Here is a 13,258-nt window from a genome sequence, read left to right as displayed (position 1 = left end):
CACACGAGCAATTGATCGGAAGCGCCGGTCACCACGCGATCCTGCACCGTGCCCGACTGGAATCCATGACGTTCGCTAGACGGCTCAACACCCTCCCTGCGCGAGCGTCGAGACGATCGACATCACTGCCGTCGCGAATCCCGACACCAATTATGGTCCTCGCTGGCATTCGCTACACTCGTTTTCGAAGATGATGGCGAGGTATGCGCCGTTTTGCTCCTACGCTGTGAAGCCGGTCTTTTCGGCTATTCCCCAAAGCGCGCTGTAGGCCTCAAGCGCGGCAGAGCTCTCGGCGAGCAAGCGATGACTTTCGCTCCAATCCATCATGGGCAAATTTTGAGCTATCGAGGTCCAACGCAAGGCAAACGCCGATACGTTTTCCTACAACTGCACCCCCCGCGTGAGTGCGCCGTCGACGACAAGATTTGTGCCCGTGATGAAGCTGGCCGCGCGGCTGGCGAGAAACACCACGGCGTTAGCCATTTCCTGCGGCGTTCCCATCCGACCCATCGGGTTGAGGGCTAATGCAGTCTTGTAGAGTTCGGGATTGTTGTCCTTGATCATGTTCCAGACCCCGCCATCGAAATAGGTATTGCCCGGGGAGACCGAGTTCGCGCGAATACCCTTCCCTGCGAGCTGATTGGCCAGTCCCTGCGTGTAGTGGATGATCGCCGCTTTGAAGGTGCCGTAGGGACCCACGGCAAAATCGACCTCGCGCCCTGAGACGCTGGAAATGGTGACGATCGCGCCGGCGGCACTCTTCTCTAGATAAGGCATGGCCGCATTCACGAGCCGAACCGTACCCATCATGTCGGTCGAAAACTCCTTCGCCCAGCTTTCGTCGTCCTGCCCGATGGCAAGCGCGCTGACATTAGCGACGACGACATCGATGCCGCCGAGCTTGGCCGCCATATCGCCGACCCAGGCCTTCAGTGCTGCCGCATCGGAGACGTCGACCGCACCACCATAGGCCACGATGCCATTGGCCCTGAGCGCGGCGGTCGTGCTCTCGACCTCGGCCAGATTGCGAGAGCACACGCCGACATCGGCGCCTTCGGCGGCAAATGTCTCGGCGATCGCGCGGCCGATTCCCTTGGTGCTTCCCGTGACGAGAACCTTGGCGCCCTTCAGTCCTAGATCCATGGTCGGATTCCTTTTCTTGGTTCAGTAATTATTCGCAGCCACCTTGACCAATCCACGATAGCTGTGCGGCATGCGCATCGAAACTAGATCCTTTCGACGCACGACATTGGTCGGATAGATGCTGTCCAGATTGGTCGTATCGACCAGTGCGGTTGCAATGCCCGCGGCGTCGGCCACGATCGCCTCCCGCCGCGGAAACGCGAACGTGTCAGGACCGAACACGCCGCTCAACCCGGGATAGCCGCGCTCGGGATCGACGACATTGGCGAAGGCGAAGAACAAATTGTTTTCGCCGGCGCGAACGCGGAAATGATGCCAATGATGCGGATCCGGACCGGTCGGAATCGGCTTCGGCTGCTCGACCTCCGTCCCGGCATGCGACGAACTGAAGCGCCCCCTAATCGCGGCGGGACACGCGATGAGATCGCAGCCGCGCAGCGCCAGGACCCGGCCCGCTTCCGGGAAAGATGCGTCGTGACCGATCAGCAGCCCAATGCGGCCGATCGGCGTGTCAACGACGGTCCAACCGTCACCGGCCGTGGCCCAGCTTCGTTCGTCGATGGTGAGATGCGTCTTGCGATAGACCGAGATATCCCGATCCGGCGTGACCAGGCAGGCGCTGTTGTAGAGCGTATCGCCGTCTCGCTCGGCGAGGCCGCAGACCAGATACAGCCCGAGTTCCGCTGCAAGCTCAGCAAGGCTGTCGGTCGCCGGTCCCGGTAACGGTTGCGCCGATGTCGCGGGATCGCGAAGTCCCGTCAGGGCAAGCTCCGGAAAGACAACGAGCTCAGCACCGTCGGCGCTGGCCTTGCGCGTGAGTGCTGCGATCTCCGCGAGATTTTGGCTGAGGTCATCGCCAGGGGCAAATTGCGCGACGCTGACCTGCGAAGCCTTTCCGGCTGGCCAGGGCTCGTGGCCGTAGAGGCCGAAGAAGTCACGCGGGTTCCAGCTGAAGGTATCGGTGAGCAACTCCGGATAGAGCTCAGGCCGCCGCTGCGCGAACACGGTTTCGCCGAGCACGCGGCGCGCGCGAGCAGCGTCGAGACTGATCTCGGACAGCAGGACACCATCGCCCTTGTCGAGCACAGCCGTCACTTGCCCGTCCGGCGCGATCACGCAGCTGCCGCCGCTGAACTGCACGGAGCGTTCAAGCCCCCATCGATTGCTCTCAATGACGTAGCAGCCGTTCTCGAAGGCGCGGCTGATCCAGTAAGGCGCGGGCGTCCGCTCTGCCAGCCAGTTGGAGATATGGCAGATGACGTCCGCGCCCCCGAGCGCCATCAGCCGCGCGGTTTCCACGAAATGGATGTCCATACAGATCAGCAGTGCGATCCGCCCGATCGGCGTCTCGAACACCTGGTTGTGCAGATCGCCCGCCGCCGCCCATTTCGGCTCGGAGATATAGGGATGCGTCTTGCGGTGGCGACCGACAACGCCGTCGGGGCCGATCAGGACGGCTGTGTTGAAGTAGATGCCGTCCTCATCGACCTCCGGCATGCCGACAACGATGTAACAGGCGTGCTTGCGCGCCAGTGCCGCGAAACGGTTCGTGGTTGGCCCCGGGATCGTCTCGACAAAAGGCGCGACCTCGGCACGGTCGAACCAGCAATAGCCCGTCGTTCCCATTTCCGGCGTGACGATCAGCTTTGCGCCGGCAGCCGCCGCCTGCTCGCAGAGATCGAGAAGGCGAGTAATGTTGCGCTCCTTCTCGAACATGGTCGGCTCGAACTGGACGGCGGCGACCTTGTGCTTGGTGGACATGATCCGGCCGCCCTCAGACGAGATAGGATTTCTTGATGGAGGCGCCTAGCGTATATTTGGGATCGACCATGTTGCCGACACGCATGCGTCCGGCCTGCGTTAGCAGCATGTAGGCGTCGATCTCGTCGAAGCCGTAGTCGGCCGCCATCCAGCGGCAGAGCTCGCGATAGGCGATGCGGGCGGCATCCTCCATCGGCCGCGCCGAGCCAATGGTCATGATGAACTCCTTCGTCTCGAGCCGCGGCCACGCAATGGTCCAGCCCTTGACCAAATCGATCTGAACCGTGGTCACGGTCGGATGCTCGATGGCGACGCCGCAGAGCTCGCCATCGCCTTGTGCGGCATGGCAGTCGCCAAGATAAAGCAGCGCACCCTTGGTGTTGACCGGCAGGTAAATGACGGCACCGACACCGACATCAGGAAGGTCCATGTTGCCACCGTAATAGTCCGGAACCAGCGACGAGATCGCCTCAATCTCCGGCGAGGTGCCGATGGTGCCTATGAAGGGTTCATAGGGCAGCGTGATCTTGTCGTTCCACTTCGTTCCGGCCTTGGCATCGATCTCGAGCTTTTTAACTCGCTCGGGGAGCGCGGGATTGAGCAGCGCAGTTTGACCAGTGCTGACCAGCCCTCCGAAGTCCGGCATGACCACGGTGGTGCCGCACGGCTGCGGTCCCCGTGGCATGATGCTTTCGATATAAACGGCCAGCACGTCGCCTTTCTCGGCGCCATTGACGTGGATCGGGCCGTTCTGCGGATTGAGGAACGGGAAGTTGAGGATCTTGGACGGGCTATCGGTCTCGTGCTTGATTGCGCCTTCGAACGCGTCATGCGTCTCGGCGGAGACGACGGCGCCCGGATCAACCGTCAGCACCGGCTTCACATAGGGGCCGTAGACATAATGGTACTTGCCCTGCTCGGTTTCGGTGATCGTGTATTCCCTGCCGCGCTCGCCCTTGGCGACACCCTTGCGAGCCATAATCGAGTCGTTTTGCCAGGCCATTGCTGTTCTCCTTGGTTATAGGCGTCGCTTTCAAACCGCGAGGTGGCGGCGCATCTCCGCCTCATCGTCGAGCGCCGAGCGGTCGAGGCTTGCGACGATGCGGCCTTTGTCCATGACGTAGCAGCGCTGCGCCATAGCGCGGATCATGTCGAGATTCTGCTCAACCAGGATGATGGTCACACCGGTCCTTCGGTTGAGCTCGACCATATTGCGTGCGATGTCCTGGACGATGTTGGGCTGGATGCCCTCCGACGGTTCGTCGAGCAGGATGAGATTGGGATCAGCAATCAAGACTCGTCCGATCGCGAGTTGCTGCTGCTGGCCGCCGGACATGGTGCCGGCACGCTGGGTCCAGCGCTCGGCGAGAATCGGAAACGCCTCGACGATCTTGCGCCGACCCGCCTCGGGGATACCGCTGCCCTTGATCGCGGCGCCGACCGCGACGTTCTCGCCGACAGTCAGCCGCGGGAACACGTCGCGCCCCTGCGGCACATAACCCATACCGAGGCGAGCCCGCTTGTGCGCCGGGAGAGATTCCACCGCCTCGCCGCGATAGACGATGGAGCCGCTCATTGCTGGCACCAGCCCGATCAGGCTCTTCATCAGCGTGGACTTGCCGACACCGTTGCGTCCGATGACAGCGACGATCTCGCCTTCCCGCACCTCGATCTCGAGGCCCTGCAGGACGGGCTTGCCGCCATAGCCGGCGCGCAGAGCCAGCGTCGAGAGGATCACTTCCTTACGCGGCATATCAAGCATGGGCCTGCCCCAGATAGATCGCCGCCACACGCTCGTCCGCCACGATCTCGTCGATCGAGCCTTGCGCAAAGACCTGGCCGAGATGCAACACGGTCACGCGCTGGGCGACCTGGCGTACGAAGGCCATGTCGTGCTCGATCGCCAGCACAGTCATGCCATCGGCATTGAGCCGCTGCACCATTTCACCCGTCATATGGGTTTCCTCCGGAGACATGCCGGCGGTCGGCTCGTCGAGCAACAGAAGACTTGGTTTCAAGCTGATCGCCATGCCGATCTCAAGCCACTGCTTCTGGCCGTGGCTAAGATTGCCGGCGGTCTGCGCGTGCTCGCTCTCCAGTCCGAGGAAGACGAGCAGTCTGTCGATCTCCGCTTCGAGCTCCCTACCGCGATGCCGGCTCTGCAAGGCGATCTCAACGTTCTGCCGGACGGATAAGCCCCTAAAGACTCCAGGCACCTGGAACTTGACCGACAGTCCGCGGCGAATCCGCGCAAACGACTTCAGCGCCGTGATGTTCTCTCCCGCGAAGAGGACATCGCCGCTGCCGGGATGGTGCTCACCGAGGATCAGGCGGAACAGCGTGCTCTTGCCGGCGCCGTTCGGGCCAATCAGGCAGTGGATCTCACCCGCCTCCAACGTGAGGTCAACGGCATTGGTGACGTGCAGGCCGCCAAAATGCTTGTTCAGTTTACGAAGCTCGAGCAACGCCATCAGCCGGCCCTTTGGGTGATACGCGCGGCGAGCCGTCCGAGCCAGTTCATCGTTCCGAGCACGAGGCCGTTCGGGGCAATGAGGACGGTCAGCACCAGCAGCACACCCATGAAGACGAGCGCATACTGGCTTCCGTAGATCGTAAGCGCCTGGAATGCCGCCAGCACGACCAGCGTGCCGACCACGGTCGAGGTCAGATCGCTGCGGCCGCCGACGGCAACCCAGATCAGCGGCAGCGCCGCTGCCGTCATACCCATGCTCGACGGTGTGATATATTGTCCCCACGCCGTGTAGAGCACGCCTGATATCCCCGCGAGCACGGCGCCGATGACGAAAGTGATGAGCTGGTACTTGCGCACATCGTAGCCCAGCATCTCGGCCCGTTCCGGGTTCTCGCGAATCGCGACGATCACGTTGCCGAACGACGAGTTCATCAGGATGCGCAAGGCCAGATAGACGAAGACCAAAAGGCCAAGCACGAAATAATAGAGCCCAACATCGGCGAATAGCACGATCGGCTCGCCCGGCCAGGGGATGGTCAGAGGCGGCATCGCGCTCATGCCGTTGAAGCCGTTGAGCCGGGCGCTACCAATGTGCCACTCCGGCCCCGCGGTCTGCGCCATGAAGCGCTCCAGCATCAAGGTCACGGCGAGCGTGACGATGCCGAGGAATACGCCGGCGATGCGGCCGAAGAACATGAAGTAGCCGAGCAAGGCCGCAAAGAGCGCCGCAATCGCGACCGCCGCCACCAGCGCCACCAATGTGAAGCCATAGGCCGAACCGAAATTGAGCGTCAGCACGCCGTAGCCGTAACCCGCGATGCCGAAGAACGCGGTTTGCCCGAAAGACAGTGAGCCGCCATAGCCCCAGATCAGGCAGAGGCTGAGAGCGATGAACACCCAGACGAAGAAGTAGACGGTGTTGCCGACCGTGTAGCCGTCGCTGAACAGTGGATAGGCGACCGCGATCATCATCACGACGGCAAACAGGCTCCAGAAGGCTGGACCACGACCGACGGTCTGCGGGCCTTCGAGACGACGAAAGAAAGAGACGAAACCGCTCACGACGCCATCACTCCGTCAGGTTCGTTCGCGCAGCACGAAACCGGAGATGCCCTTCGGCAGCACCCGGACCACAATGATGACGGCGACCAAAAGACCGATCTGACCAAATAACTGCCCTTGCCAGGACGTCATCCCCGACTTCACGATCGCAAGCAGGCCGCCGGCCGGCGCTGTGCCGAGGAACACGTCGGCGCCGCCGATTACCACGGTGACGAATGCCTCCATGATGAAGGTCGCGCCCATGGTGGGCACCAGCGTCATGGTCGGCGCATAAAGACCGCCAGCAAGACCGGCGAGCCCCGCGCCGCAGGCGAAGGTGAGGCTGTAGATCAGGCGGGTGTCGACCCCGAGCGCGGCGGCCATATGCGGGACCTGAATGGTGGCGCGCGCCAGCACGCCGAAGCGGGTCCAGTTGAACAGCGCGTAGAGCCCGGCCAGCACGCCGAGCGCGGCGCAGAACAGCACAATGCGATAGATCGAATAGGAATAGTCACCGACTTGAAAGCTGCCGAACGGCGTGCCGACGCCGGCCATGGTCGATCCGACCATGATCAACGTGCCCTGCGTGGCGATCAGGCTGAGGCCCCAAGTCGCGACGATGGTGTCGAGCGGCCGGTCGTAGAGATGGCGGATGACCGCCAGCTCGACCAGGACGCCGACGAGCGCGGATATGATCGTGCCTGCCAGTATGCCCAGCGGCAGCGGCAAGCCCGCATGCACGGTCGCCGCCGTCACATACGCACCGCACATGATGAACTCGCCATGAGCGAGATTGATCACGCCCATCATGCCGAAGATCACCGCCAGCCCGCAGGCCGACAGCACCAGGAACGCGAAGGCGTCACCGAATTGATAGAGCGCCGAAAAGACGTGGGTCGCGATGTCCATGAACCAACCAGTTTGTAGGAAGACGCGGCGTCACCGCCGCAGATGTCCGTGATCGCCCCGGCCCGCCGGCAACGCCGCGTGCCCGGAGGGCCGGAGCGATCAGCCGCCGGGTCAGGGTTTCGGCGGCGGATTCGACGGCGTGTACTGGGCCATCGGATCTTTCTTGGTGAGATCGCAGCCGGCGTCACCCAGCCAGTACGGCTTGATGTCCTCCCAGGTCTTCGGGAAGGAGATCGAATGGTCGGCACCCACCTTGGCCAGATAGATCGTGTGCGACATATGCTGGCTCTTGGGGTCGATGCAGACCTTGCCCTCCGGCGCATCCATGCAGACATCTCCCATCGCGATCACCTTTCGGATGTCCTCTCGCTTGGTCGATTTCGCCCGCTCCACCATCTGCTTGTAGAGATAGACGGCGAGATACGAGTTTTCCGCCTCCTGGTTCACATAGGGCTCGCTCGGAAACTTCGCCTTGAACTTGGCGTAGAACGCCTTGCTCCTGGGCGAATCGATCTCCTCGATGTAATTGGTGGTGACGTACATGTCCTTCAGGCTCGGCGGCTTGAAGCGCTTGTGTTCGTAGCCCTGCCCTACATTGACCGAGGACGCCATCGGCAGGTTGACGTTGGCGGAAGCCGCCTGCTCGTAATAGGAGGCCTGTGCGGTGCCGACCAGCAGCGTGACCACAAAGTCGGGCTTGGCCTTCTGGATATTCTGGATGCTCTGCGAGAATTGCGACACGCCGAGCGGGATGAATTCCTCGCCGGCCATCTTGCCACCGTTCTCCTTGACGATCTTGCGTACCCACTCCGCCGAGATCTGACCGAAATTGTAATCGGCCGCCAGCGTGTAGACGTTCTTGCCGTACTTCTCCATCATGTAGGGGATCAGCGTGGAGAACTGCTGCTCGGGCACCGCGCCGGTGACGATCATGTGGCCGTCGCAGACGCCGCCTTCATACTGATTGTTGTAGAAGGCGAAGCCGTTGAACTGATCGACGATCGGGCGGTAGGCCTCGCGCGAGGCCGAAGAGAAGCCCGCGAACACGACGTCGACCTTGTCGCGCTGGAGCACGCGCCGCATGAACTCCTGGTAGCGGGTGTTGTCGGATTGGGTGTCGTAAGGAACGAGCTCAAGCGGCCGGCCCATGATGCCGCCGGCCTTGTTGATTTCCTCGGCGGCGAGCTCGATGGCGTGGACCTTGCCGATGGTGGCCGCGGCGAAGTCGCCGGACTGATCCTCCAGCACGCCGAGCTTGATCGGATTTTCCGCGGCGAGTGCCGGGGCTGATCCAAGATGTGATCCGAGGACAAGCGTCCCCGTGAGGGCTGCGGCACGCAGCCCCCGCAATACAGACTTGCTCATTTTGCTTCTCCTAGATGGCTTGCTTGTCGCCGCCTTGCAGCATGATGCCGGTCGTGCGGCCCGTCGTATCGGGCGGCTTCGCCCGCTTGTTCAGAAACTCCTCGCAATAGAGTTCCATGTTCTGCCGCGCGCGCATGCTTTCGCGACGGAGCCGGGAATAGGCACCCTCCTCGTCAAAGCCATCCTGCTGCATCAGCAGGATGACGGCCCGGATCACCGCGCGGCGGCCGCGACGGCGCTCCTCGAGGTCCTGCAGACGCTCAAACATTTCAGCGCGCAGCAGGAACTGGTTGATGCCCATGAAAAGCGACGTATAGACCGCGCCACCATGCACCGGCTTGCGCAGGAATGAGGTGGCGCCGAGATTAACCAGCGCCTTGAGCCGGCTTGGCGCCTCGACGCCGACGAGCCCGATCACCGGCACCGGCGGTAGCCGCGAAGCCGGGTTGACCTCGATCGCAACCGCGCCTTCGAGGTCGCCGTCGACGAACAGGATGTCCCGGTCGGCCTGAAGGCTCGCAACGTCGATCTGCGCGTGGCTATCGATGATCTCCGGATATTCAGTGGAGACCCCGAGCTTGGCGAGCGTTGTTTCGAGCGTGCTTTCCCATCCGCCTCGCCGGGTGACGACGATGGCGCGGCCGCCCTTGAAGTTCTGTAGCAGTCGGGAGCTCATGATTGCACCACCTTCAACAGCGGAGAGCGCATCGCGCTGGCAAAGCGCGGCGACGACTGAACAAGATACGGATCTGGCGCGATCGGCTCGCGGGATTCCAGCAGCACCTCGAACTGCCCGTTGGCGGCCGAGCGACCGATCCGTGGCGTGAGCCAAGCGTGAAAGGTCTGCCGGTCGATGCGGACTTCCCCTTGCGGGGCGCGCAGTCGTTGATCGGCCACAGCGGCGCGCACCGTGCGGGCGTCGTCAGTCCCGGCCTGCGCCAATGCCGCTGCGAGCAGCTTGACGGCGATGTAGGAGGATTCAGCATCTGCCGACGACACCGGTCCATCCGGAAAAGACGCCGTGTAGGCGCGAATGAAGGCGGCATTCTCGGGAGAATTCAGCGAGGAGAAATAGACACTCGAGGACAGGTGCCCATCGACCGCGTCCGGGCCGATTTCCGGCAATTCCGGTTCCGACAGCGTGCAGCTCGCGACCGGAATTTCGGCGGCCTGGTCGATGCCGCGGGCGCGGCAGGCGGCACGGAACGCGCGGAAGAAGGCATAGGCACTCGTGCCGATCAGATTGTTGAAGACGAAATCGGGTCGCTGATCGATGATGGCCGCGATCACCTGGTCGACCTCGGTATCGCCGACCGAAAGATAGCGCTCGGCGAGCACGGCGCCGCCGCGCGCTATCAGCGCCTCGCGAAAGATGCGGTTGTTCTCCCAGGCCCAGATGTAGTTGGAGCCCACGCAGAAAGCGCGAGAGCCGACCCGGGATGCCAGGTAATCGACCAACGGCAGCACGTGCTGGTTCGGTGCGGCGCCGGTGTAGATGACGTTATCGGAACTCTCGAAACCCTCGTAGTGAGACGGATACCACAGCAGTCCATCGAACTTCTCGAAGCACGGGATCACCTCCTTGCGGCTCGACGAGGTGTAGCAGCCGACCACCTGGCGAATGCCGGACCCCAGGAGTTCGAGGCTGAGCGAACGATAACGAGCAAGGTCGCCGGAGGGATTGACCACGACCGGCTCCAATACGATGCCGCCACCGCTCGCATTGACCTCCTGGAAGGCCAGCAATGCGCCGTTAAGGATCGAGCGCGCGACGACGCTGTAGGAGCCCGTCGTCGAGAACATCACGCCAATTCGATACCGCTTCTGCGCCATCACTCGATCCAAAACAAAAAAGCGCCCGTCGGCTGTGAAGCCGAGGGCGCCCTCGCCGCCAACCGAACACGCGATGAAAGCGTGGCGTTGGAAATGGTTGAACTCACCGCGTTGATGGGCCGTCTTGCCCTACGCTTGCGCGATACGGTCGTTGAGATCGGATATTATGTCAAGCGCGTTGTTGCAGCGGAAATTGCCGCAATTCGTGCCGGCCTGTAGCAAAACTGTGCAAGGTGGTTCAAGCGCTGGCCCGTTCGGGCGTCACTCTTGCGCAGTGACCATGTGCCACAATGTCTCGACCAGCACGGCGTAGCCCTTGTCGAGAGCTTCAGGTGCCGTGAATTCACGCGGATTGTGGCTGAGGCCGCCTTGGCTGGGCACGAATATGAGTGAAGCCGGAATGCGTTTCTGGATCGCCAGGGCATCATGCCCCGTGATGGTCTTGAGTGTCATGGCCTTGCAGCCGAGATCGCTCGCAACGGCCATGATCAACTCGACACCAGCCGGATCGAGCAAGGGGGCCGACCGCCTCTCGTCGGCGGCTATCGAGATGCCGACTCCGATCTCGCGAGCCTCTCGCTCGATCCGCTTCAGAAATCGGTCACTGATAGCGACAACGACGGCTTCGTCTTCGTGTCGGATCTCGAACCAGACCCTCGCTTGGCCCGCCACCACATTCGGCGAATTCGGGTAGACACTGATGCGAGCCGCCGAGGCATGCGCGCCGGCGTTCTCGCGCGCGACTTCGACATAGAGGGATTCGATCGCACGCGCGGCCGCGCGCAGCGCGTCTCGGCGCATCGACATCGGCATCGGTCCCGTATGCGAATAATCACCCTCGAAGACGACCGATATCTTGCGGGTCATCCAGGCGCCGGAAACCGCGGCAATGTCCCCTGAGGTCTGCTCAAGCCGATCGCCCTGCTCCACGTGAAGTTCCACATAGCGTACCGGGCAAAGCTCGAGTGGCGTGACACCACAATAGCCGATCGCGGCCAGCGCGGCGCCGAGCGTGACGCCGTCGCCGTCTGCGCAGGCATAGGCATCCTGCAAGCTCAAGCTGCCGGCGAAGACGGAGCTACCGGTCAGGCTGGGCTGAAAACGGGCTCCCTCCTCATTGGTCCAGTTTGCGACAGCCAGATTACGTCGTGCGGCGCCGGGGGTCGCAAGACAACGCTCCCTGACCGCTTCCACCGCAAGGAGTCCTGCCAACACACCATAGGCACCATCGTATCGACCGCCCGTCGGCTGAGAATCGAGGTGCGAGCCGGTGATCACGACGTCGTCCGACGCAGGGGCAAGAATTGCGACGCCGAACATGTTGCCGATCGCATCGATCCTCGGCGCGAGGCCGCGTTCGCCGATCTCGCGCAGAAACAGATCTCGCGCCTGCTTGTCGAGCGCCGTTGCTGCAAGCCTGCAGACGCCGCCGTCATCGGTCGCACCAATCACCGCAAAGCCTGCGATGAGATCGTGCAACGCGATCATGTTCCGAGATCGCCGCGAATGGCCGCAAGCGTCAGTTGCTCGAACTCCGCTTCGGTCAACCGCCGGGGATTGGCGCCCGCCGTCGGATCCTTCACCGCATCGGCCGCAATTGCCCGGGCGTCACTCTCCTTCACACCGAGCTCGGCCAAAGTATGCGGCACGCCAAGCTTCTTTCGCAAGGCCAGGATCCAGGACAAAACCGCATCGAAACCATGGTTCGGCAAATTCAGCGCGCGAGCTATGTGCGGAATCTTGTCGGCGATCGCATCTTTATTGCAGACAACGACGTAAGGAAAGACCACAGCATTGGTCAGTCCATGATGGGTGTCGTAGCGCGCACCGACCGGATGGGAAACGGAATGGATTGCGCCCAGTCCCTTCTGGAACGCGGTAGCTCCCATCGACGCAGCCGCGAACATGTACGATCTGGCTTCGAGATCGCGACCATTCTCGACCGCACGCGGCAGGTAGGTGTCGACGATCTTCATCCCCTCAAGGGCAATGCCGTCGGCGAGCGGATGAAATACCTTGACGCAATAAGCCTCGAAGCAGTGCGACAGCGCGTCCATGCCGGTCGCCATCGTCAGAAACGGCGGGAGCCCAATTGCAAGCTCGGGATCCTCGATCGCGATCTTCGGCATCATCATCGGATGGAAGATGATCTTCTTCTCATGGGTGTCCTCGCGCGTGATCACGACGGCACGGCCCACCTCGGAACCCGTGCCGGCCGTGGTCGGCACGGCGATGATCGGTACGATGCCATTCGTGTTGGCGCGGGTCCACCAGTCGTCGACGTCCTCGAAGTCCCATACAGGTCGCGACTGCGCCACCATGAACGCAACGCATTTTCCGACGTCCAGCGCCGAACCTCCCCCGACCGCGATCACGCCGTCATGGCCGCCCGCCTTGAATGCCGCAACACCCGCACGCAAATTCGATTCCGTCGGATTGGCCTTCACGTCGGAGAATACGCCGAGCGGGATATCCGCCTCGCGAACGCGACTGACGATGCCGGCGATGAGGTCGGTCTTGGCAAGACCATGGTCGGTCACCAGCAGAGGCCTGGCAAGGCCGTATGTCCCGCACGCCTCGGCAAGCTCGGCGATGCGTCCCGGACCGGCGATGACGCGGGTCGGAAAATTCCAGGCCCCGGTGATTTGGACATCCATATGCGGCTCTCAGTGCTCGATGCGAAGGTGGAATGATTTTGGTCGGGTCAGCGCCTCAAAGCCGAGGCGCGACATG

Annotated in this window: 13 protein-coding genes; 1 reads left to right on the top strand and 12 read right to left on the bottom strand. The window is 62.5% G+C overall.

Annotation, left to right across the window (positions count from 1 at the left end):
* Positions 1 to 381 precede the first annotated feature (381 nt).
* The 10 genes from ABID59_RS36100 to ABID59_RS36055 all read right to left on the bottom strand — a co-directional run bounded on the left by ABID59_RS36100 (position 382) and on the right by ABID59_RS36055 (position 10,525).
* Entirely contained in the window at positions 382 to 1,143 is a 762-nt protein-coding gene (locus tag ABID59_RS36100; protein WP_354086509.1) for an SDR family NAD(P)-dependent oxidoreductase, read from the bottom strand.
* Between the two features lie 21 nt (positions 1,144 to 1,164).
* Entirely contained in the window at positions 1,165 to 2,904 is a 1,740-nt protein-coding gene (locus ABID59_RS36095; RefSeq protein ID WP_354086508.1) for a nitrilase-related carbon-nitrogen hydrolase, read from the bottom strand.
* 13 nt (positions 2,905 to 2,917) lie between these two features.
* On the bottom strand, positions 2,918 to 3,907 hold the full coding sequence (locus tag ABID59_RS36090; protein ID WP_354086507.1) for an acetamidase/formamidase family protein: 990 nt from the start codon (positions 3,905 to 3,907) through the stop codon (positions 2,918 to 2,920).
* A 30-nt stretch (positions 3,908 to 3,937) separates the two neighbouring features.
* Positions 3,938 to 4,657 (bottom strand): ABC transporter ATP-binding protein, encoded by a 720-nt coding sequence (locus ABID59_RS36085; protein ID WP_148749216.1) that lies wholly within the window; start codon positions 4,655 to 4,657, stop codon positions 3,938 to 3,940.
* Between the two features lies 1 nt (position 4,658).
* Positions 4,659 to 5,375 (bottom strand): ABC transporter ATP-binding protein, encoded by a 717-nt coding sequence (locus ABID59_RS36080; protein WP_354086506.1) that lies wholly within the window; start codon positions 5,373 to 5,375, stop codon positions 4,659 to 4,661.
* Entirely contained in the window at positions 5,375 to 6,439 is a 1,065-nt protein-coding gene (locus ABID59_RS36075) for a branched-chain amino acid ABC transporter permease (RefSeq protein WP_148749109.1), read from the bottom strand. Before ABID59_RS36075 ends, ABID59_RS36080 begins: the two co-directional genes overlap by 1 nt.
* Before the next feature lie 15 nt (positions 6,440 to 6,454).
* Entirely contained in the window at positions 6,455 to 7,327 is an 873-nt protein-coding gene (locus ABID59_RS36070) for an ABC transporter permease subunit (protein ID WP_354032155.1), read from the bottom strand.
* A 111-nt stretch (positions 7,328 to 7,438) separates the two neighbouring features.
* Positions 7,439 to 8,692 (bottom strand): urea ABC transporter substrate-binding protein, encoded by a 1,254-nt coding sequence (locus ABID59_RS36065; RefSeq protein ID WP_354086505.1) that lies wholly within the window; start codon positions 8,690 to 8,692, stop codon positions 7,439 to 7,441.
* A 10-nt stretch (positions 8,693 to 8,702) separates the two neighbouring features.
* Positions 8,703 to 9,368: an ANTAR domain-containing response regulator gene (locus tag ABID59_RS36060; RefSeq protein WP_354086504.1), complete on the bottom strand. Its 666-nt coding sequence runs from the start codon at positions 9,366 to 9,368 to the stop codon at positions 8,703 to 8,705.
* Complete coding sequence (locus ABID59_RS36055; RefSeq protein WP_354032153.1) at positions 9,365 to 10,525, bottom strand: transporter substrate-binding domain-containing protein; 1,161 nt, start codon at positions 10,523 to 10,525, stop codon at positions 9,365 to 9,367. Before ABID59_RS36055 ends, ABID59_RS36060 begins: the two co-directional genes overlap by 4 nt.
* A gap of 93 nt (positions 10,526 to 10,618) precedes the next feature.
* Between ABID59_RS36055 and ABID59_RS36050 the strand changes: the two genes are divergently transcribed.
* Positions 10,619 to 10,744, top strand: coding sequence for a hypothetical protein (locus tag ABID59_RS36050; RefSeq protein WP_283812701.1), 126 nt, complete (start codon positions 10,619 to 10,621; stop codon positions 10,742 to 10,744).
* A 42-nt stretch (positions 10,745 to 10,786) separates the two neighbouring features.
* On the opposite strand, the gene ABID59_RS36045 is transcribed toward ABID59_RS36050, so the two are convergent.
* Both ABID59_RS36045 and ABID59_RS36040 read right to left on the bottom strand, forming a co-directional pair.
* Positions 10,787 to 12,013, bottom strand: coding sequence for a Zn-dependent hydrolase (locus tag ABID59_RS36045; protein WP_354086503.1), 1,227 nt, complete (start codon positions 12,011 to 12,013; stop codon positions 10,787 to 10,789).
* Positions 12,010 to 13,182 (bottom strand): iron-containing alcohol dehydrogenase, encoded by a 1,173-nt coding sequence (locus ABID59_RS36040; protein ID WP_354032151.1) that lies wholly within the window; start codon positions 13,180 to 13,182, stop codon positions 12,010 to 12,012. Before ABID59_RS36040 ends, ABID59_RS36045 begins: the two co-directional genes overlap by 4 nt.
* Positions 13,183 to 13,258: the final 76 nt, after the last annotated feature.

This window comes from Bradyrhizobium sp. S3.3.6, assembly GCF_040546905.1.
Taxonomy (GTDB): domain Bacteria; phylum Pseudomonadota; class Alphaproteobacteria; order Rhizobiales; family Xanthobacteraceae; genus Bradyrhizobium; species Bradyrhizobium cytisi.
The sequence above is the reverse complement of the archived record's forward strand: the minus strand, read 5'-3'. Positions and strand labels throughout refer to the sequence as shown.